The sequence below is a fragment of the Pseudomonas sp. JUb52 genome (genome assembly GCF_004341115.1).
GTDB classification, from domain to species: domain Bacteria; phylum Pseudomonadota; class Gammaproteobacteria; order Pseudomonadales; family Pseudomonadaceae; genus Chryseomonas; species Chryseomonas oryzihabitans.
In genome coordinates this window covers 250,920-270,925 of record NZ_SLYS01000006.1, presented here as the reverse complement: position 1 = coordinate 270,925, position 20,006 = coordinate 250,920, and the positions used below count along the sequence as shown (strand labels likewise).

The 20,006-nt window shown below is 68.1% G+C and carries 19 protein-coding genes; 6 read left to right on the top strand and 13 right to left on the bottom strand.

The genetic code is table 11. From position 1 onward, the window contains the following. Nucleotides 1–131: 131 nt before the first annotated feature. Complete coding sequence (locus EC839_RS12885; protein WP_132832610.1) at nucleotides 132–1,037, top strand: LysR substrate-binding domain-containing protein; 906 nt, start codon at nucleotides 132–134, stop codon at nucleotides 1,035–1,037. A gap of 18 nt (nucleotides 1,038–1,055) precedes the next feature. On the opposite strand, the gene EC839_RS12880 is transcribed toward EC839_RS12885, so the two are convergent. Further along, the gene (locus tag EC839_RS12880) at nucleotides 1,056–1,247 is read right to left on the bottom strand and encodes a hypothetical protein (RefSeq protein WP_132832609.1); all 192 of its coding nucleotides are present in this window, start codon (nucleotides 1,245–1,247) and stop codon (nucleotides 1,056–1,058) included. 242 nt (nucleotides 1,248–1,489) lie between these two features. Between EC839_RS12880 and EC839_RS12875 the strand changes: the two genes are divergently transcribed. After that, nucleotides 1,490–3,448 carry a DNA topoisomerase III gene (locus EC839_RS12875; protein WP_132832608.1) on the top strand — a complete coding sequence of 653 codons (1,959 nt, stop codon included), beginning with the start codon at nucleotides 1,490–1,492 and terminating at the stop codon, nucleotides 3,446–3,448. A gap of 188 nt (nucleotides 3,449–3,636) precedes the next feature. On the opposite strand, the gene EC839_RS12870 is transcribed toward EC839_RS12875, so the two are convergent. From EC839_RS12870 to EC839_RS12830, 9 genes are all read right to left on the bottom strand, one after another. Next, nucleotides 3,637–3,945 carry a hypothetical protein gene (locus EC839_RS12870; RefSeq protein ID WP_132832607.1) on the bottom strand — a complete coding sequence of 103 codons (309 nt, stop codon included), beginning with the start codon at nucleotides 3,943–3,945 and terminating at the stop codon, nucleotides 3,637–3,639. A 175-nt stretch (nucleotides 3,946–4,120) separates the two neighbouring features. Next, nucleotides 4,121–5,428: an MFS transporter gene (locus tag EC839_RS12865; RefSeq protein ID WP_007159929.1), complete on the bottom strand. Its 1,308-nt coding sequence runs from the start codon at nucleotides 5,426–5,428 to the stop codon at nucleotides 4,121–4,123. Between the two features lie 170 nt (nucleotides 5,429–5,598). Further along, on the bottom strand, nucleotides 5,599–6,924 hold the full coding sequence (locus EC839_RS12860) for a sigma-54 dependent transcriptional regulator (protein ID WP_132832606.1): 1,326 nt from the start codon (nucleotides 6,922–6,924) through the stop codon (nucleotides 5,599–5,601). Nucleotides 6,925–6,989: 65 nt separating this feature from the next. Beyond that, entirely contained in the window at nucleotides 6,990–8,363 is a 1,374-nt protein-coding gene (locus tag EC839_RS12855) for a HAMP domain-containing sensor histidine kinase (protein WP_132832605.1), read from the bottom strand. Further along, nucleotides 8,360–9,019: a response regulator transcription factor gene (locus EC839_RS12850; protein WP_132832604.1), complete on the bottom strand. Its 660-nt coding sequence runs from the start codon at nucleotides 9,017–9,019 to the stop codon at nucleotides 8,360–8,362. The genes EC839_RS12855 and EC839_RS12850 overlap by 4 nt, the downstream gene beginning before the upstream one ends. Nucleotides 9,020–9,029: 10 nt before the next feature. Continuing rightward, a complete protein-coding gene (locus EC839_RS12845) occupies nucleotides 9,030–9,677 on the bottom strand; it encodes a hypothetical protein (protein WP_132832603.1) in 648 nt (215 codons plus the stop codon). Then, nucleotides 9,674–10,483 (bottom strand): SDR family oxidoreductase, encoded by an 810-nt coding sequence (locus EC839_RS12840; protein WP_132832602.1) that lies wholly within the window; start codon nucleotides 10,481–10,483, stop codon nucleotides 9,674–9,676. The genes EC839_RS12845 and EC839_RS12840 overlap by 4 nt, the downstream gene beginning before the upstream one ends. Continuing rightward, nucleotides 10,470–11,153, bottom strand: coding sequence for a TenA family transcriptional regulator (locus EC839_RS12835; RefSeq protein WP_132832601.1), 684 nt, complete (start codon nucleotides 11,151–11,153; stop codon nucleotides 10,470–10,472). The genes EC839_RS12840 and EC839_RS12835 overlap by 14 nt, the downstream gene beginning before the upstream one ends. Further along, nucleotides 11,150–13,291 (bottom strand): thermostable hemolysin, encoded by a 2,142-nt coding sequence (locus EC839_RS12830; RefSeq protein ID WP_132832600.1) that lies wholly within the window; start codon nucleotides 13,289–13,291, stop codon nucleotides 11,150–11,152. Before EC839_RS12830 ends, EC839_RS12835 begins: the two co-directional genes overlap by 4 nt. 132 nt (nucleotides 13,292–13,423) lie before the next feature. Here EC839_RS12830 and EC839_RS12825 point away from each other — a divergent pair, with 132 nt between their 5' ends. After that, a complete protein-coding gene (locus EC839_RS12825) occupies nucleotides 13,424–13,645 on the top strand; it encodes a hypothetical protein (RefSeq protein ID WP_132832599.1) in 222 nt (73 codons plus the stop codon). On the opposite strand, the gene EC839_RS12820 is transcribed toward EC839_RS12825, so the two are convergent. From EC839_RS12820 to phoB, 3 genes are read right to left on the bottom strand one after another with little or no spacing between them, the layout of a single operon-like run. Beyond that, the gene (locus EC839_RS12820) at nucleotides 13,642–15,393 is read right to left on the bottom strand and encodes an ATP-binding protein (RefSeq protein WP_132832598.1); all 1,752 of its coding nucleotides are present in this window, start codon (nucleotides 15,391–15,393) and stop codon (nucleotides 13,642–13,644) included. The two genes, EC839_RS12825 and EC839_RS12820, sit on opposite strands and share 4 nt — an antisense overlap. 55 nt (nucleotides 15,394–15,448) lie before the next feature. After that, a complete protein-coding gene (phoR, locus tag EC839_RS12815) occupies nucleotides 15,449–16,762 on the bottom strand; it encodes a phosphate regulon sensor histidine kinase PhoR (protein WP_132832597.1) in 1,314 nt (437 codons plus the stop codon). An 18-nt stretch (nucleotides 16,763–16,780) separates the two neighbouring features. Further along, nucleotides 16,781–17,470, bottom strand: a complete 690-nt coding sequence (gene phoB / locus EC839_RS12810; protein WP_007159925.1) for a phosphate regulon transcriptional regulator PhoB — start codon at nucleotides 17,468–17,470, stop codon at nucleotides 16,781–16,783. A 159-nt stretch (nucleotides 17,471–17,629) separates the two neighbouring features. Between phoB and EC839_RS12805 the strand changes: the two genes are divergently transcribed. Genes EC839_RS12805 through EC839_RS12795 form a run of 3 tightly spaced genes read left to right on the top strand, consistent with a single transcriptional unit; the run spans nucleotide 17,630 to nucleotide 19,993 of the window. Next, nucleotides 17,630–18,424: an IclR family transcriptional regulator gene (locus EC839_RS12805; protein WP_132832596.1), complete on the top strand. Its 795-nt coding sequence runs from the start codon at nucleotides 17,630–17,632 to the stop codon at nucleotides 18,422–18,424. Next, the gene (locus EC839_RS12800) at nucleotides 18,421–19,374 is read left to right on the top strand and encodes a 2-dehydro-3-deoxygalactonokinase (RefSeq protein ID WP_132832595.1); all 954 of its coding nucleotides are present in this window, start codon (nucleotides 18,421–18,423) and stop codon (nucleotides 19,372–19,374) included. Before EC839_RS12805 ends, EC839_RS12800 begins: the two co-directional genes overlap by 4 nt. Further along, the gene (locus tag EC839_RS12795) at nucleotides 19,367–19,993 is read left to right on the top strand and encodes a 2-dehydro-3-deoxy-6-phosphogalactonate aldolase (RefSeq protein ID WP_132832594.1); all 627 of its coding nucleotides are present in this window, start codon (nucleotides 19,367–19,369) and stop codon (nucleotides 19,991–19,993) included. Before EC839_RS12800 ends, EC839_RS12795 begins: the two co-directional genes overlap by 8 nt. The last annotated feature ends 13 nt before the right edge of the window (nucleotides 19,994–20,006 follow it).

Here is a 20,006-nt window from a genome sequence, read left to right as displayed (position 1 = left end):
AATCCTGTTTCACGTGGAACGTCATCCTGGCCGCGTGTTTCACACCAGGCGCTGCTCTGGACAAGACACTAAGGATTCGGTGAAGCTGCTTCCAGCGAGAAATTCTGACCGGATCGTTAAGGAAAGCTTACATGTCGCGCGTGCCGCCGTTGAATGCTCTGCGCTGCTTCGAAGCGGTTGCCCGCCTGGGCAGCGTGACTCGCGCCGCCAATGAATTGCACCTCACCCATGCCGCGGTCAGTCAGCAGGTGAAGGGCCTAGAGCATCAGCTGGGCATGGTGCTGTTCGAGCGCCAGGGGCGCGGGATCGAGGTCACCGGCGACGGTCGCGTCTATGCCGAGCAGGTCCGCCAGTTGCTCGACGATCTGGGCGAGGCGACCCGGCGCCTGCAGGCGCGCCCGCGACGCAACGAACTGGTGTTCGCCACCTTTCCCTCCTTCGCCACCCACTGGCTGTTGCCCCGGCTGCCGCGTTTTCGCGCCCTGCACCCGGAGTACCGCATCCGTATCCAGACCAGCCTGGATTTCCAGGATCTGCGCCAGGGCATGGTGGATATTGGAGTGCGCATGGGCGAGGGGCAGTGGGATGGCCTGACGGCGCTACGGTTGTTTCAGGACGATGTGCTGCTGGTGGCGGCGCCTGGTTACAACGGTGGGCAACTGCCGCGCAGCCTGGAGGAGGCCCTCGCGCAGCCGCTATTGCACACGGAGGAAACCTGGCTGCACTGGGGCGAAACGGCCGGTCTAGGCGAAGCAGCGCCCAATCGCGGCATCAGCGTGAACGATTCCAACGTGGTACTGGAGGCGCTACGCCTTGGTCAGGCGCTGGCGCTGGAGCGGCGCAGCCTGGTGCAGGCCGCGCTGAACGAGGGGCGTCTGGTCCAGCTCAGTCCGGTGACGGCGCCCTATCCCTATGCCTACTGGCTGGTCTGGCCGGAACGTGCCGAATCGGCGGAAAAGCAGGAGCGCTTCAGCGCCTGGATCCAGGCCGAGGTCGCGACCTATCTGGCAGCGCTGGAGGCGCCGACGCCCGCCTAGGGCGTCGGGCGGGAGGTCTTAGCGCAGCAGCAGCTTGCGACGGCCGTCCGGCCAGACTTCCCAGAGTTGATCGTTGATGCGCTGCACCTGGCTAGTGGTCCGGCGCATGGCCGAAATGCTGGCCCGCAGGGCCTGGCCGCTGGCGGTGTCGACGAGATTTCCGGCGCCGGTGCTCTCGGCGGTGGCGCGATCCATAGCAACAGTGTTCATTGACGCCTCCCAGAGCTCGGCTAAAGACGGCGAAAGTGCCGTAGCCAAGGACTGCCCAGCCCCGGCAAGATTCCGCATCTTTGCCAGCAGCCGTTCAAGCTGTGATCCACGTCGTGTGGACGTTGTGGCCCATTGGGCGAATTTGCGCAAACGCGGCTTTCTGTACGGATATACAGATTAGTCCTTGCGCTGGCCGATGGCGCTTTGCATCCTGTGGCGATTCCTCCAGTGCGACGCCCACCATGCAGCTGTATCTCTGCGAAAAACCCTCCCAGGCCAAGGACATCGCCCGCATCCTCGGCGCCACCCGGCGCGGCGAGGGCTGCCTGCAAGGGCAGGGCGTGACCGTGACCTGGTGCATCGGCCATCTGCTGGAAACGGCGCCCCCCGACGCCTATGACGCCCGCTACAAGCGCTGGTCGTTGGACGACCTACCTATTGTCCCCGAGCAGTGGAAGCTGCAGGTCAAGAAGACCACCGGCAGCCAGTTCAAGGCGGTCAAGCGCCTGCTGGGCGAGACCAGCGAACTGGTGATCGCCACCGACGCCGACCGGGAGGGCGAGATGATCGCCCGCGAGCTGGTGGAACATTGCCGCTATCGCGGGCCGATCCGCCGGTTGTGGCTGTCGGCGCTGGATGACGTCTCCATCCGCCGCGCCCTGGCGGCGCTCAAGCCCGGTGCCGAGACCTATGGACTCTATCAGTCCGCTCTGGGACGCTCGCGCGCCGACTGGCTGATCGGCATGAACATGAGCCGGCTGTTCACCCTGCTGGGGCGTCGCTCCGGTTATCAGGGCGTGCTCTCGGTTGGGCGGGTACAGACGCCGACTCTGCGCCTGGTGGTGGACCGCGATCGCGCCATCGCCGCCTTCGTGCCGGTGCCCTTCTGGACCGTGGAGGCGACCCTGGACGCCTCGGGTAGCCGCTTCCAGGCCCAATGGCAGCCCCCAGAGGACGTCTGTGACGACCAGGGCCGCTGTCTCAAGCCCGAGGTGGCCCAGGCGGCGGCGAAGGTTATCGAGGCGGCCGGGCAGGCGCGACTGGTCAAGCTCAAGACCGAGCGTATCCGCGAGGCGGCACCCTTACCCTTCGATCTGGGCACCCTGCAGGAGGTCTGCTCCAAGCGCCTCAACCTGGGCGCCCAGCAGACCCTTGACGTCGCCCAGGCGCTCTACGAGAAGTACAAGCTGATCACCTATCCGCGCAGTGATTGCGGCTACCTGCCGCTGTCCCAGCACGCCGAGGCGCCGGCGCTGCTGGCCGCCTTGCTGGGCGCCGATAGCAGTCTCGCCCCCCTGCGCGACCACCTGGACGCCAGTCGCCGCTCCCGGGCCTGGAACGACGCCAAGGTCAGCGCCCACCACGGCATCATCCCGACCCTGGTGACCCGCGACTTGGGCCGCCTGAGTCCCCAGGAGCGCAATGTCTATGGCCTGATCCGCGCGCGCTACCTGGCGCAGTTCCTGCCGCCGCACGAATTCGATCGCACCCAGGCCGATTTCGAGGCGGGCGGCGAACGTCTGCGGGCCACCGGAAAGCGGCTGGTGGAACCGGGCTGGCGTCGCGCCTTGCCCGAGTCGCTCACGCCGCCAAAGGGCCGCGAGGCACCGCCGCCCCAGGCGCTGCCCGAGCTGCGCGAGGGTGAGTCCTATCCAGTGGTCGAGGTGCGCTGCAAGGATCAGTTGACCCAGCCGCCCAAGCCCTTCACCGAGGGCGATCTGATCAAGGCGATGAAGAATGTCGCCAAGCTGGTGGAGGATCCGGCCCTCAAGCAGAAGCTCAAGGACACCACCGGCATCGGTACCGAGGCGACCCGCGCCAGCATCATCCAAGGCCTGCTGGACCGCGGCTACCTGGTCAAGCAGGGCAAGGCCCTGGCGGCCACGCCCGCGGCCTTCGGCCTGATCGACGCCGTGCCCCGGGCCATCGCCGATCCGGGCACCACGGCGCTCTGGGAGCAGGCGTTGGATCGGGTGCAGGAAGGCGAACTGAGCCTGGCCGAATTCGTTACCAAGCAATCGGCCTGGATGGGCAAGCAGGTGGAGCGCTGTCTCGGCCTGACCCTGAGCATCAGCGGACCGCCGCCAGCGGGCAGCGGCGCGCCCTGGAAGAAGAAGCGGCGTACAGGCGGGACCAAGGCCAAAGCCAAGCCGGGTGGCGCACCGACGCGCACCCGCAAGCCCAAGGTCAAGCCTGGCTGACGACGGCGTGGAGATCAGGAGGTGTAGCTGCTGGAGCTGGCCTTAGCCCGGGCGGCGCGAATCGCTATCGCAGCAACACTGAAACAATATCGAGGCCGATGTCTGGAGAAGAAGCCCGCTACCGCTCCAGACCGCCCCCTCTCCCTGGGGGAAAGGGTTAGGGTGAGGGCGCAAGGCCCCCGCAAGCCTTACTTCTTCTCGAACGCCGCTGCGGCAGTGGCGTAGGCCGCTTCGTGATAGTCGAATTCGGCGGACTGCACCAGCAGGGTTTCCTCGTCCTCAGTGAAGGCGATCACCGGGCGATAGGAGAGGCCGTCGGCCTTGATTTCGGCTTCGTCGATGAGCTTGGAGAGATCGAAGGCGAAGTCGCCGCAGATGGCCTTGGCCTGGGCGTCGGTGATGCCGTGCTTCTTCAGGGCATCGCGCAGCAGGGTGCTCCACTGGTATTGAAACTGGAGACCCAGTTTGGCGTAGCTGGGACCGTAGTCGATTTCCATGAGTGTGTAACCGGGGCTTGGGAGGAGGGGGCGAACTCGCCACAGCGGTCAGCGAAATGACCGTTGTGAACGCTGCCGGTGGCACTACGATGGCGTGCCACAAAGCCCAGGCAAAGGGGGGCGGGCCGGACGGCCAAATCTAATGACCGAGAGGCCCGCACCCAGGGACGAGCGGTTATTCGTGCACGATGCGCGAGTGATCGCGAGTGTCCTTCATGAAGACGTAGACCAGCAGCGAGCAGGCGATGCAGCCGGTCACGTACCAGTAGTAGCCGCTCTCCATGCCGATGCTCTTGAACCACAGGGCCAGGTATTCGGCGGTGCCGCCGAAGATGGACACGGTCAGGGCATAGGGCAGGCCGACGCCCAAGGCGCGGATCTCGGTGGGGAACAGCTCGGCCTTCACCACGGCGTTGATCGAGGTGTAGAAGCTGACGATCACCAGCGCCACCATGATCAGGCCGAAGGCGCCCCACCAGCTGGTGACGCTACCCAGGGCAGTGAGAATCGGGTAGGTGAACAGGGTGCCGAGCACGCCGAAGGCGATCAGTACCGGGCGCCGGCCTACGCGGTCGGAGAGAGCGCCGACCACGGGCTGCAGCAGCATGAACAGGAACAGGGTCGCCGCCGAGATGGAGGTGGCGTCGGTCTTGCTCATGCCCACCGAGTTGACTAGGTACTTCTGCATGTAGGTGGTGTAGGTGTAGAAGGCCAGGGTGCCGCCCATGGTCAGGCCGACCACGGTCAAGAATTCCTTGGGATGGCGCGCCAGCGTGCGCATCAGGGATTCCTTGGGCTTTTCGGCCTTCTTGAAGGAGCTGGTCTCTTCCATGCCGCGACGCAGGTAGAGCGCGGTCACGGCGCAGGCGGCGCCGATCAGGAAGGGAATGCGCCAGCCCCAGCTTTCCAGCTGTTCGACGGTCAGGGTCTGCTGCAGCACGATCAGGGTAGCCAGCGCCAGCAACTGGCCGGAGATCAGGGTGACGTACTGGAAGCTGGAGTAGAAGCCGCGGCTTTCCTTGGTCGCCATCTCGCTCAGGTAGGTGGCGGAGGTGCCGTATTCACCGCCCACTGAGAGGCCCTGCAGCAGCCGCGCCAGCACCAGCATGATGGGGGCGGCGACGCCGATGGTGGTGTAGCTGGGGGTGAGGGCGATGATCAGCGAGCCGGCGCACATCATGATCACCGAGACCATCAGCGCGGACTTGCGGCCGGCCTTGTCGGCATAGAGGCCCATCAGCCAGCCGCCGATGGGACGCATGAGAAAGCCCACGGCAAAGATGGCGGCGACGTTGAGCAGCTGGGCGGTCTGGTCGCCCTTGGGAAAGAAGGCCTTGGCGAAATACAGCGAGAAGGCGGCGTAGACGTACCAGTCGTACCATTCGACCAGGTTGCCGACGGAACCGCTGAAGATGGACTTGATGCGCTGCGAGGTGGTCTTGGGCGCGGTCTGGCCGGCCGCGAGGGTAGCGGTGCTATCCACAGGGATGTTCCTCTTGTCGTTGTTATTAGGGCGCTCGGGGCGTCGACAAGGGCTATAGCAGGGGGCGTGCCAGGTCGCGAAGCCGCGTCCTGACTGGGTTTTACAGAGAGGGATCGGCGAAAGATCGCCGAAAGCCGGCTGGCAATGAGCGGATTTCCGCCTATGGCCGCTCAGTCGTCGTCGCGGAAGTCGGCGCGTACCAGGCCGTGCCGCTGCATTTTCTCGTTGAGGGTACGCCGCGGCAGCTGCAACTCGTCCATCACCGCCTTGATCTCGCCGCCGTGGCGGGCCAGAGCGGCGCGCAGGCACTGGGCCTCGAAGGCTTCCAGCTGATCGGCCAGGGAATTGCCTTGGGCTGCGGGGGGCGCGCCCAGGCCCAAGACCTCGCGTTCGGCAGCATTGGCCAGTTCGCGGACATTGCCCGGCCAGCCGTGACCCAGCAGCTGGGCCAGCCGCGCCGCGCCGGGCGGGGTGACCGAGCGGCCCAGGCGGGCGCCGGCCTCGGCGAGGAAGTGATCGAACAGCAGCGGGATGTCTTCACGGCGGGCGCGTAGCGGCGGCAGGTGCAGTTCGGCGACATTGAGGCGATAGGCCAGGTCTTCGCGAAAGCGTCCGGCACGGGCTTCCTCCAGCAGGTCCGGCTTGGTGGCGGCGACGATGCGCAGGTCCAGGGCGATGCTCTGGTTGGAGCCCAGGCGCTCTAGACGCTGCTCCTGCAGTACCCGCAAGAGCTTTACCTGCTGCGCCAGGGGCATGCTCTCGATCTCGTCGAGAAACAGGGTGCCGCCGTTGGCGTATTCCAGCTTGCCGATGCGCTTGCCCTGGGCGCCGGTGAAGGCGCCGCTCTCGTGACCGAACAATTCGCTCTCGAACAACTGCTCGGGGATGGCCGCACAGTTGAGTGCGACGAAGGCCTTGCTGGCGCGGGGACCAAAGTCGTGGAGGCAGCGGGCGACCAGTTCCTTGCCGCTGCCGGTCTCGCCGCGCAGGAGGACGTTGACTGGCGTCGGCGCCAGGTCGAGGATCTGCTGGCGCAGGCGCACGATGCCGGGTGAGACGCCGAGCAACCGGCGGGCGAGGGCGCTCTGGTCGTCGACCCGGCGATGCAACTGGCGGTTCTCCAGCACCAACCGGCGCTTTTCCAGGGCGCGGCCGAGATCGCCGAGCAAGGCCTCGGGGCTGAAGGGCTTTTCCAGGAAGTCATAGGCGCCCTGGCGCATGGCGCTGACCGCCAGGGTGACATCGCCGTGGGCGGTGAGCAGGATCACCGGCAGGTCAGCGTCCAGCACCTGCAGCCGTTCCAGCAAGGCCAGGCCGTCCATGCCGGGCATGCGCACGTCGCTAACCACCACCCCGGCGAAATCGGGGGTCACTGCCGCCAGGCAGTCTTCGGCGCGGGCAAACAGCCGCACCTGATGCCCCGACAGCTCCAGCCACTGGCGCACCGCTTCGCGGATGCTGGCTTCGTCGTCGACCAGATAGACCTGGGCTTGCATGGGGAGCGTCCTCTCGCGGCCGGTGCGTCGCTACCTTGCCCGAAGGCCGGCAACGGGTCGAGTCCCTAGGCGGGTCCCGGCAGCACCGGCAGGCCGAGACGGGCGCAGGCGCCGCCCTCGGGGCGGTTGTCCAGCTCGATGCGTCCGCCCAGGTGCTGGGCGACGGTCTGGACGATGGATAGTCCCAGGCCGGCGCCATTGGCCGCGCCGCTGCTGTAGAAGCGCTCGAACAGCCGCGGCTGGATCTCCTCCGCGATGCCGGGGCCCTGATCGAGGATCTGGATCTCCGCCCAGTCGGCGGTGACCTCCAGGCGGACGCGGATCTCGCCGCCGGGAGGCGAGACGTTGACCGCATTGGTCAGCAGATTCTGCAGGGCGATGCCCAGCATGGCGCTGTCGCCATGAACCTGCACCTGGCTGGCTTTGGCGTCGAGGCTGAGGTCCAGGCCCCTGTCGAGAATCCAGGGGCCCAGCTCTTCCAGGGTGGCGCTGAGGGCGGTTCGCAGGTCGAAGCGCTGCTCGGCGCTCCAGCTCGGCCGGGGTTCCAGGCGCGCCAGGATCAGCAGCTGGTTGACCACCCGGGTCAGGCGATCGGTGCCGCTGACGACGAATTTCAGCGCCTCGTCGCGGGCCGCCGCCGTCTGCGCCGACAGGGCGTTCTGCGCGTGCAGGCGCAGCACCGCCAGGGGGGTGCGCAACTCGTGGGCGGCGTCTGCGATGAAGCGGCGTTCGCGCTGCAGCAGTTGCTCGATCTGCAGGAGCAGACGATTGAGCGCGGCCTGCATGGGTTCCAGTTCGCGCGGCAAGGGGTCGAGCTGCAAGGGTTGCAGGGATTCCGGGTCACGGTGGCGGATCAGCCCGGCCATGCGCCGCAGCGGTTTGAGGCCCCAGCCGATGGCCAGCCAGGCCAGCAGTGACAGCAGCACCAGACCGATCAGATGAGGCGTGAGCGTATGGCGCAGGATGCGGCGGACCAGATCGGCGCGGACCTCTTCGCGCTCGCCGACCCAGAGCATCAAGTCGTGCTCGGGATCGGGCAGCAGGAAGCCATACCAGGCCTCGCCCTCAAGGGTCTGCTCGGTGAAACCCGGGGTCGTCGGCATGCTGAAGATGGGCGCGCTGGGCGAACGCATCAGGGGTTCGCCGCGGGCGTTCCAGGCCTGGAAGGCCATCTTGGCCTCGTAGCGGTGGCCATAAGGGCTGTCGTTGGCCTCGGCCAGGGCCTGGGTGACACTGGCGTGCAGCGCCAGGCGGCCTTCGCCGCGGGAGGCGGCACGCAGCATGCCCTGCAGGATGCGCGCGCTCTGCGCCAGCTGGGCATCGTAGATCTCGCCGATCTCGCGCTGGCTGTCGTGGACGTTGGTCAGGGCGATCAGCAGGGTGCCGATCAGCAACAGCGAGAGCACCAGGCCGACGGTACGGCGGCGGATGGAGGTCATGGACATTCGAGGCGGTAACCGATGCCCCTGACCGTGCGGATCAGGTCGGCGCGCAGCTTCTTGCGCAGGTTGTAGATGTGGACTTCCAGGGTGTTGCTTTCCACCCCCTCGTCCCAGCCGTAGAGCAGCCCCATGAGGCGATCGCGGCTGAAGATCTTGCCCGGATTGGCCAGCAGTTCGTGCAGCAGCTGGTATTCGCGCGGGGTGAGGTTGACCGGCTGGCCGTCGAAGGTGACCCGGCGGGTGCCCGGATCGAGGGCGATGCCGCCACCTTCGAGCTGGATCTGCGAGGGGCCGTTGCGCCGGCGCAGGAGGGCGCGCAGGCGGGCCTTGAGTTCCTTGATGTCGAAGGGCTTGACCAGGTAGTCGTCGGCGCCGGCGTCGAGGCCGGCGACCCGGTCCTCGGTGTCGTCGCGGGCGGTGAGGATCAGCACCGGGGTAGTCAGGCCGTTGGCGCGGCTCTGGCGTAGCACCTGGATGCCGTCCAGGCGCGGCAGACCAAGATCCAGCACCACCAGGTCGAAGCCCTCTTCGCGCAGGGCGTGGACGGCGTTTTCGCCGTCCTTGAGCCAGTCCAGGGTATAGCCCTCTTCCCGCAGACTGGTGCGGATGCCTTCGCCGAGGTCGGGATCGTCTTCGATCAGCAGCACGCGCATGGAGGCCTCGTCACTTCAGCTTCTGGTCGACGTCCTTGAGCAACGCGGCGATCTCGCCCCGCCGTCCCTGGTCGGCCAGTTCGCGTCCGGGCCGCGGTGCGGCGTGCTGCGCCTTGAGCAGGGCGGCGCGGGCCTCGGCGTAGCGCTTCTGGCGATACAGGTGGTCTCCCCAGAAGTATAGGGTATCGATACCGCTGGGGTTGAGGGCGAGGGCCTGCTGCAGCAGACGATCGGCTTCGCTGGCGTCCCCAAAGGCGACTGGCCAGCCGGGGACGCGGTCGTAGAGAGCGGCGAGACTGGTGTAGGCGCTCCCCTGCAGCGCCGCGGGATCGAGCTTGAGCGCCTGCTCCAGGTCGCTGCGGGCTTCCTTGACCTTGCCCAGGGCGCCGAGTCCGCCCTGGGCGCCGGCCCAGCTGCTGAGCACGATGCCCTGCCAGATCAGCGCCGGGGCCGACTGGGGCGCGGCCTGGGTGAAGGCGCGGGCCTCGCCGGCCAGCTGTTCGAAGGCGGCGGGCTTTTCGGCGCTGGGCAGGCGGTACTGGATCTCGGCCCAGCGCTGCTGGATCTGGGCCAGGCGTAGGCCATCGTCGGCCAGGGCGAAGGGGCTGGCGAGCAGCGCGGCGAGCAACAGGACGAGGGCCTTGCGTGGGGACGTCATGGGTGTTTCTCCGGGGCGAAGGCAGGGTCGATGAAGCGGCGGATCACCGGCAGCTGGCGGCGCAGGGCGCGATCCACCAGGCCGGGCAGCAGGCCGTTGAGACGGACGAAGAGCTTTTCCGGCCAGCCGAGATAGAGCTCCTGACGATCCTCGACCAGGGCACGGATCACCGCGCCGGCGACCATGGCGGGTTCGTCCACCTGGCTCTTGAGCGCCTGGTTCACGGCCATGGCCGCCGGGCTGTTCATTGTCGTGCGGGTGGCGCGGGGGGCCACATAGAGCACGCGGATGCGGGTATCGGCCAGTTCCCGGCGCAGGGCCTGGGTGAAGCCGCGCAGGGCGAACTTGCTGGCGCAATAGGGCGCATAGCCGGGATAGCCGATGGAGCCTAGGGTGGAGCCGACGTGGGCGATCACCGCCCGCGGCTGGCGGCGCAGCAGCGGCAGCAGCAGGCGGGTCAGCTGGATGGCAGCGCGGATATTGATCGCCAGCAGGTTGTCGATGGCGTCGTCGTCGAGGGCTTCGAGCAGGGCGAAGCTGTTGCTGCCGGCCGCGTTGAGCAGCACGTTGACGCCCTGGCCGCGACTGGCTTCGGCCAGCACCGCCTGGCGATCGGCCCGGCGGGTGAGATCGGCATCGAGCAACCGCAGCCGGCCACCCAGGCGCTCGGCCAGAGGCTGCAGGGCGCGGGTGTTACGGGCGACCGCCAGCACCTGGGCGCCGCCGGCGCAGAGTTGCTCCACCAGCGGCAGGCCGATGCCGCCGCTGGCTCCGGTCAGCAGGATGCGGCAGTCAGGCAGCTGCATGGCGCTGCTCCGGTTGCTGGCCGGCTCCGGGCAGGGCGCGGAACATGTCGGCATAGAGGCGATAGACCACCTTGGACACCCGGATCACCGCGGCCTGGTCGACCGGATCGTCCAGGCGATCCATCAGCTGGCGATAGGTCGCCATGTGTTCCTGATCGAGGCTGCCGTGGGAGTCCAGGTAGCTGAAGGCGCTAGCCGGCAGGCCCAGCTGGCCGCGGATGGCGTCAGCGGCCTGGGTGGCCAGGGCGATGCTGGTGCCTTCGAGCACATTGACCATGCCGAACAGGCCGACCGGATTGTCGCGGGCGATGAAGTCGTAGAGATAGGCCACCATCAGCTCGATGGGCAGTTCAGGGCGGCTGGCGCGCACCGTCTCGGCAGTGCCTCCGCAGGCGGCGATGTCATTGAGGATCCACTGGTCGTGGCCGTATTCCTCCTCGATGTATTCGCAGACGGCGCCGCGCAGCCATTCCAGGCGCGCCGGCAGGCGGGCGCCGCAGGCCATCATCAGCGGTGCGGTGTGGCGGACGTGGTGATAGGCCTGGCCGAGAAAGGCGAGGTAGCTCTCCAGGGCGACGTTGCCGCTCAGGGCGGCGCGGATGATGGGCACCTCGAACAGCATCTGGCGTTCCGTGGCGGTTTCGGTTTGCAGGGTGGCGAAGAAGCTCATGCTGGTATCTCCAGAAGGTCGGCGAGCAGGGCCGCGTGATGCGCCTGGATGACGTCGCGGCGAAGGCGTCCGGTCGCGGTGAGCAGGCCGTTGGCGGGGGTGAAGGGTTCGGCGAGACGGCGCCAGGCGCCGATGCGGGCATAGTCGGGCAGGCGCTGGTTGAGGCGGGCGACCTGGTCGGCGAGCACGCTGTCGGGCAGGTCCGGCTGGCGCGGCCAGAGCAAGGCCACCAGATGGGCAGCGCCCTCACCCTGGACGTAAGCCTGGGCGATGGGGCCGCGCTGGGTGAGTTCGGCCTCGATCCAGCCCGGGTCGACGTTGCGCCCCGAGGCCAGGCTGAACTGGTGTTTCTTGCGGCCGCGCAGATAGAGATAGCCGTCGGCGTCGAACTCGCCGAGATCACCGGTGGCCACCTCGTCGGTGGCGCTCGCGGATTCGCCCAGATAACCGGCGAAATCGACGCCGCCAACCAGGATCTCGCCGTCGGCGGCCAGGCGCAGGCGCACGTGGGGCAGGGGCTGGCCGACGCTGCCCGGGCGGTTGGCGTCGGGCTGGTTGAGGGCCACCACCGAGGCACACTCCGACAAACCGTAGCCTTGGAACACCGGCAGGCCCAGGGCGCTGGCGCGGGTCAGCAGCGCCTCGCTCAGCGGTGCCCCACCCACAGCAGCGAAGCGCAGCGGGTCAAGGCGCAGCAGCCCGCGTTCGCCCAGTTCCACGAGTCCCTGCAACAGCTGGGGCATGAGGATCAAACTGTGCGGCTGGCGCCCGTGCAGGCAGGCGGCCAGACGGAGCCAGTCAATGCCGGCGGAGCCGCTGACACCCTGATCCGTGCCCTTGAGCACCACCACCTCGGCACCGGCCAGCAGCGCGGCATAGACGCCGAGATTTTCCAGCAGGATGCCCAGCGACAGGAGCACCTGATGGCGCTGGGGCGCCACTGGCCGGCTGGCGCCCTCCAGGCTGGCGGACACCCGCAGCAGCTGCCCGGCCTTGAGGCAGACGCCCTTGGGCGTGCCGGTGGTGCCGGAGGTATAGGTGAGCTTGGCGGTGTCTGCCGGCAGCGGGGCCCGGGCCGAGGCCGGCCGCTGCCAGCCGCTCTCGCCCGCGGTAAAGCCTGCCGCGGCCCATTCCTGGGTGCGCTCCGGGCGTCCCAGAAGAAGATCGGCGCCACAGTCGCGCAAGACGTGGGCGCGCTGCGCAGGGCTGAAGAAGTCCGGCAGGGTCACGCAGGGCAGCCCGGCACGCAGGGCGGCCAGGTCCCAGGCAAGCAGTTCGGGGCCGTTGGGCAGGTCCAACGCCAGCCGCCGGATCTCGTGCTCGCGCAGCCAGGCGGCGCGGGCCGTGACCTCCTGCAGCAGTCGGGCATAGCTCCAGGTTTCGTGACTGCCAGTCAGCGCCGGCCGGTCCGCGTGCCAGGCGTGGCGCTCCAGGGTGGTGAAGAAATCGACGACAGGACAGGCTTCACGCGACATGGCAGTTTTCCTCGCCAAGGGGGTGAGGCCCAGGCGGGCGAAGATGCCGGCCTGCAGCAGCTGCTGATAGCCCTGTTGGATGTCACCGGCGCAGACCTGGGGAGCGTTGGCGTAGTAGGAGCCCCAGCTCTCGCGCTCGGCGCCCAGACAGGCCGGATCGGCCGCGCCCAGCACCTGGGGCGCCAAGCCGAGGCGATGAAAGCTGTTGATCAGGCGGGTGGCGCCGGTAAAGGTCACCCAGCGGCGGCCGCTGCGGGCCAGCAGCCAGGTGGTGACGACGATCAGCAGGCGCGCCTGGCCAGGACCCAGAGCCGCCAGATTGCCAACCTCCACCACCTCCGCGCGATCGATCGGCCGGCCGAGCGCCGCCGCCACCTGGGTTTCCACCGGCTGGGGAAGATAGCGTTCGAGAAACAGCGGCTGATCCAGCGCGGGACGGATACCCACCGCCGCCTGCAGCACGCCCTCGGCATCGCGCAGGGCGAGCAGTAGCGGCAGGAAGTGGCTGATGCGGGCACCATGCTCCAGGGCGAAACGCGCGCCGATGAAGGCTTCGGTCGCCTGCCGGCCGGGCGCCTCGTGCGGCTCCAGGCGGGCCAGCAGCGAACCGCTGCGATCCGCCAGGGTAAAGCTGTGCGGGAACTGCCAAGTCACGTCGGGCATCGCGACCTCTCCGGGGGGAATACGAGGCGCAGTCTTGACGGTCAAGCTGAAGGCAATCTGAAGCGCCGCTTCATCGCAGCTTCAGGTTGCCGGGCTAGGGTCGCCCTCCATATCCCCTGGTGGAGCCCTGCCATGTCCGAAAGAGAACGCCTCGCTGCCACCCCTGAGGAACCCGCCGATAGTCACTGGCCGCTGGTCCGGATCCTGGCAGGCATCCTCGCCAGCACCCTGATCGGCGGCGTCGGCCTGCCCCTCCTGGATGCCACTCGCGGCCCCTGGGATGCGGCGACCCTGCTGGTGACCGGGGTGCTCGGCTGGGGCTTTGCCCTGCTGGTGACGCTCTGCGTGCGCTAGCCGGCTGACTCCGGCGCAGCCGGCAGCCGCAGGGCAAAGACCGCGCCCTCGGCGCCGTTGCGGGCGGCCAGGCTGCCGCCCTGGGCCTGGACGATGGCCGTGGACACCGCCAGGCCCAGTCCCAAGCCTTCGCCGACCGGCTTGGTGGTGAAGAAGGGATCGAACACCTGGTCCAGATGCTCGGCGGCGATGCCCCCGCCGTTGTCAGCCACCTGCAGCAACCAGCTATCTCCCTCCTGCTTGAGGCTGACCCGGACCTGCGGCCGAGAACGCTCCGCCACAGCGTCTAGGGCGTTGCGCAACAGATTGACCAGTACCTGCTCCAAGCGGATAGGATCGCCCAGCAACCAGGCCGGTCGCGTCAGCTCCAAAAGTAGCTCGACGGTCAGCTCGGCGCGGCGGGCCTCCAGCAACTCCAGCGCCTGATCCACCACCCGAGCCAGATCGACCCGCTCGCGCAGGCCGGCGGGGGTCTTGCGCGCATAGGTCTTGAGGTGAGCGGTGAGGCCGCTCATGCGGGTCAGCAGGCCATCAAGGCGCTCCAAGGCGGCGCGGGCCTCGTCCAGCCGGCCGTGATCCAGCAGCAGGCGCAGACTCGCTAGATGCATGCGCTGGGCAGTGAGCGGCTGGTTGAGTTCGTGCACCAAGGCCGCCGACATCTGCCCTAGGGCGGCCAGCTTGGCAGCCTGCACCAGGCCATCCTGGGCGGTGCGCAACTCGGCGGTGCGGGCTTCCACCAATTGCTCCAGCTCCAGGCGACTGCGCTGGCGCAAACGCTGTAGCCGGCGCCGCTGGACTAGCAGCAAGCTGGCGCAGACCAAGAGCAGCCAGGCGCACCCGGCGGCCAGGGCCGCGCCCAGGCCACCGCCTTGCAGGTCGCGGGTCGGTCTGAGCAGGTGCAGGGTCCAGCCTTCGCTGGGCAGCGGCAGGCTGTCCCAGAGGTAGTCGGCGCTGCCTTCGGGGGCCTGGATGTGGGCCACCTGGCGCTGCTCGCCGAGCACCCGCTGCTGGCGATAGGGCAGGGGTTGCAGGGTGCGCCTGTCGTACTGGCGGGTGGTGGCCAGTTCAGCGCGATCGGCCGGGGTCAGCTCGCGCAGCAGGCGATAGCGCCAGGCCGGGCGATTGGCGGCAAAGACCACGCCACGGGCATCGCTTACCAGCAGGACCTCGGGATGCTCGCCCCAGCGCGCTTCTATGGCGGGGAATTCCAGCTTGACCACCACCGCGCCGAGAAAGCGCCCCTGGGCGTCCAGCACGGCGTGGGAGAGGAAATAGCCGGGAATGCCGGTGGTAACGCCCACAGCATAAAAGCGGCCGCTGCCACCGGCGAGGGTCTCGCGGAAATAGGGACGAAAGCCATAGTTGTGACCCACATAGCTGGTAGGCAGCCGCCAGTTGCTGGCGCCGATGGCCAGTCCCGTACGATCCAGCACCTCCAGGGTCGAGGACTGGGCCGCAGCATTGAGGCGTTCCAGCTTGAGATTGAGTCGCTCGGTGGCCGCGGCATCAGGCGGCGTGGTGAGGGCAGCGATCAGTTCGGGGTCCTGGGCCAGCACCGCCGGCAGGGCGCGAAAGCGGTCGATCAGGGTCTGCAGGCCGCTGGCATGCAGACGCAGCTGCTCCTGGCCGAGCAGGCTGGCCTCGGCCAGGGTCGCCTGTTCGGCGCGGTGCCAGGCCATGCTGCTGAGCAGCACGCCGCCGAGCAGGGCGAGCAGCAGAACCGGCAGCAGGCGCAGGGCATGGGGCATGACAGGGGACCGTGGCAGGAATCGCCGGACGATAGCACGGCGTAGGGGCGGCGGCTTAGGCCGAGGCGGCGGCGCGCTGGGCGATCTGTTCGGGCTGGAAATGGCAGGTGAAGCAGCTGCCCTCGCCGGGCACGCTGTGGATGTCCAAGCCGCCGCGATGACGGATCAACACGTGCTTGACGATGGCCAGGCCCAGGCCGGTGCCGCCGGTGCTGGAGGCGCGGCTGGCATCGATGCGATAGAAGCGTTCGGTCAGGCGCGGCAAGTGGCGGGCGTCGATGCCGGGACCATTGTCCTGCACCGCGACATGGGCGCCTTCGGCGTCCTGCCAGGCGCGCACCCGCACCTCGCCGCCCTCGGGGCTGTACTTGACCGCGTTGAACACCAGATTGGAAAAGCAGCTGCGCAACTCCGTCTCGCTGCCCAGCAGCGCCAGCCCCGGTTCGCATTCCAGACTCAGGCGATGGCCGACGGCGCCGGACAGGGCGCGACCGTCCTGCAAGATGGAGGCGAGCAACGGCTCCAGGCCCACCGGACGATTGTCGGCGGGATAGTCGGTAGCTTCCAGGCGGGCCAGCAACAGGAGGTCGTCGATGGTGTGCTGCATCCGTCCGGCCTGCTGCTGCATCTGCCCCAGTGCCCGCCGCCAGCGCGGGGTGGCGTGATCGGCATTGTCCAACAGGGTCTCCAGGTAGCCGGCGATCACCGTTAGCGGGGTGCGCAATTCGTGGGAGACGTTGGCGACGAAATCCTTGCGCATCTGTTCCAGCTGGTGGATGCGGGTCACGTCGCGCACCAGCAGCAGGCGATCGCCCTCGCCGAAGCGGGTGACCAGAATGTGCAGGTACTGGTCGTCGTTCAGCGGCGAGGCCAGTTCCAGCGGCTCGCCGTAGTCGCCGCCAAGAAAATAGTCGGAAAAGCGCGGATGACGCACCAGGTTGGTGATGGGTTGGCCGAGATCTTGGGGCTGTCGCAGGCCCAGCAAGGTCTCCGCGGCGCGGTTCCACCATTCCAGATTGCCATAGCGATCCACCAGGATGATGGCATCGCGCAAGGCCTCGGTAGAGGCCTGGGCACGGCCGATGACGGCGAGTAATTCCTCGCGCTGGCGCTGTTCGTGGCGCTGGCGGCGGTAGAGCCGGTCCAGCACATCACCCCATAGGCCCTCGGCTTCCGGCGGCGCGCCCGGTGCCTCGCTCAACAGCCAGGCATGCAGGCGCAGCAGGTGCCTGAGGGTGACCGCCAGATAGACCGCCAGCCCCAGGGCCACCGCCAGACCGACATGGCCAAAGGGCCAACCGGCCAGGGCGCAGCCGGCGACCACGGTCGACAGCTGAGTGGTCAGACGGGAGCGCCAGTTGATGTTCACGGCGGCGGTGATCCCGCGTCAGAGTTTGGTGGAAAAGCGATACCCGGTGCCGCGCACCGTCTGTACCAGGTTCTCGTAGGTCTCGCCGAGGGCCTTGCGCAGGCGGCGGATGTGCACGTCCACGGTGCGCTCCTCGACATAGACGTTGCCGCCCCAGACCTGATCCAGCAACTGGCCGCGGGTATAGGCCCGCTCCTGGTGGGTCATGAAGAACTGCAGCAGGCGGTATTCGGTGGGGCCCATCTCAGCGGGAGCGCCGTCGATGGTCACCCGGTGGCTGATCGGATCCAGGATCAGGCCGTTGACCTCCAGCGGACCGTCGTTCTCTAGGTGCCCGGTGCGGCGCAGCACGGCTTTCAGGCGCGCCACCAGCTCGCGGGGCGAGAAGGGCTTGGTGATGTAGTCGTCGGCGCCGGTTTCCAGGCCCTGGACCTTGTTGTCCTCGTCGCCCTTGGCCGTGAGCATGATGATGGGAATGGCGTCGGTCAGCTCGTCGCGCTTGAGTCGGCGAGCCAGTTCCAGGCCGGAGGTGCCGGGCAGCATCCAGTCGAGCAGGATGAGGTCGGGCTTGCGATCGACGATCAGGGCATGGGCGTCCTTGCTGTTGTCCGCCTCCAGGCATTCATAGCCCGCCATTTCCAGGGCCACGGCGATCATCTCGCGAATGGGGGCCTCATCGTCGACGATCAGGATGGATTTACCCGTCATGGAGCGCTCTGCCTCTCGAGTCCTTGCAATGTGCCGTGCATTAGATAGCGCCAATATTGCAGCTATGTGACAAGGCTGTCATATCTAACTTATATCCCAATATATGGGATGACGTATCACATATTGAGATTTGCCAAGGAGGCTTCTAGAGTGAAGGCCATGAACGACAACAATTCCAATAAGGGCGAAGCGCCCAGCGGGGCCCAGGCACTGTTTCGCGGTCTGGCCGTGCTCGAAGCCGTTTCCGCCGGGGCAGACAGCCTGGCCCAGGTGGGCGCCGCCATCGGCTGCACCCGCAGTACCACCCATCGCCTGGTCGCTGCCCTGACCCAGGCGGGTTACCTGCGCAGCGATGGCGGGCGGCTGATCCTCGGCAGCCATCTCATTGCCCTTGGCTATCAGGCCCGCGAGCAGCTGCCGCTGACCGGTGTGGCCCGGCCCCATCTGCAACACCTGGCCCAGCACTGTGGCGACACCGTCCACCTCGGCGTGCGCGAGGGCGGCGATGTCCTCTATCTCGACAAGCTGCCGGGCAGCCGTGGCCTGGAGATGAGATCCCGAGTCGGGCTGCGCATGCCGCTGGCGCTAACCGGGGTCGGCAAGGCGCTGATGCTGGATCTCGCCGAGAGCGAGTGGGAAGCCCTCTATGGCGAAGGCGTGGCGCGGCGTACCGGCCAGCCCGGGCTGCGCGAGGATTTCCTGCCCTGGGCGGACTACCGTGCGCGGCTGCGTCGCCACGCCGCCGACGGCTATGCCCTGGATCTGGAAGAGAACGAACTGGGCATCCGCTGCGTGGCCGCGCCCATCCGCGGCGCCGACGGCACCATCGTCGCGGCCCTCAGCGTGGCCAGTGCCATTCCCTACATGCCCGAGGCGCGGCTGCACGAGTTGCAGCCCGAGGTCACTGCCTGCGCCCGGGCCATTTCCCGCGAACTCGGCTGGAGCCCTGCATGACCGCCACCCCGCACCTCATCGGCCTCGACTGGGGCACCTCGTCCCTGCGGGCCCAGCTGTTCGACGCCCAGGGCGCCGTACTGGAAACCCGCAGCCGGCCCTGGGGCATCATGCATGTGCCCGACGGCGATTTCGCCGCGGCCTATCGCACCCTGGTCGGCGACTGGCGCGAGGCCCAGCCGGATCTGCCCGCCATCGCCTGCGGCATGGTTGGCAGCCGCGGTGGCTGGCGCGAGGTGCCCTATGCCGATTGTCCGGCCGACGTCCACAGCCTGGCCGCCGGCCTGCTGCGCCTGGATACGGGCTGCGGCGATCTCCATCTGGTGCCCGGAGTGATGCAGCGCGGCGACTTGCCAAACGTCCTGCGTGGCGAGGAAACCCAGGTGTTCGGCGCCCTCGAACTGGAGCCGGACCTGGCCGCGGAGGCCCTGCTGGTGCTGCCCGGTACCCACAGCAAGTGGGTCCGGGTACGCGACGGTCGTCTCACAGACTTCGCCACCTACATGACTGGCGAGTTGTTCGCCGTCTTGCGCGAGCATTCCATCCTGGGTCGTCCGGCCAGCGAGGCCGGTCCCGCAGCCAGCGCCGAGGCCTTCCGCCTGGGTCTCACCACCGCCCGCGACGCCGGCGCCGAGGGCCTCTTCGGCCGCCTCTTCACCGCCCGCAGCCGGGTACTGGCCGGCGAGCTGGGCGCGGCGCACAGCCTCGACTATCTCTCCGGCCTGCTGATCGGCGAAGAGCTGCGCAGCCAGGTCGCCGCCCTCAAGGGCGCCCCCTGCCCACCCCTGGTGCTGATCGGCGACGCGGCGCTCTGCCAGCGCTATCGCGACGCCCTGGCGCTGTTCGACATCCACCAGGTCCGCCTACTGGAGCAGGCCACCCGGGCCGGGCTCTGGCGCCTGGCCCAGGCCGCTGGCCTGCTCCCCACCTCTGGAGGCTCCCATGCTTGATACCTACCTCAAGGACCTGCCGCTGATCGCCATCCTGCGCGGCGTTACCCCGGACGAGATCGTCGCGGTCGGGCGCGCCCTGTATGACGCTGGCTTTCGTGTCATCGAGATCCCGCTCAATTCGCCGCAGCCCTTCGAGAGCATCCGCCGGCTGACCGCCGAGCTGGATGATAGCTGCCTGATCGGCGCCGGCACCGTGCTTACCGAAGCCCAGGTAGCCGAGGTGGACGCCGCCGGTGGCCGACTGATCGTCTCGCCCAACGCCAACCTGGCGGTGATCCGCGCCAGCAAGGCCGCCGGCCTGGTCAGCGCCCCGGGCGTGGCCACTCCCTCGGAGGGCTTTGCCGCCCTCGACGCCGGTGCCGACAGCCTCAAGCTGTTTCCCGCCGAGCAACTTGGCCCGGCTGTGGTCAAGGCCTGGCGCGCGGTCTTTCCCAAGGAGCTGGCGCTGCTGCCGGTGGGCGGCATAACCCCGGACAACATGGGCCCCTACGTGGCCGCCGGTGCCAACGGCTTCGGCCTCGGCTCGGCGTTGTACAAGCCGGGCCTGAACGCCGCCCAGGTGAGTGCCAACGCCCAGGCCTTCGCGGCCGGATGGCAGGCTACCAAGGGCGCCTGATCCCTCGATTCCA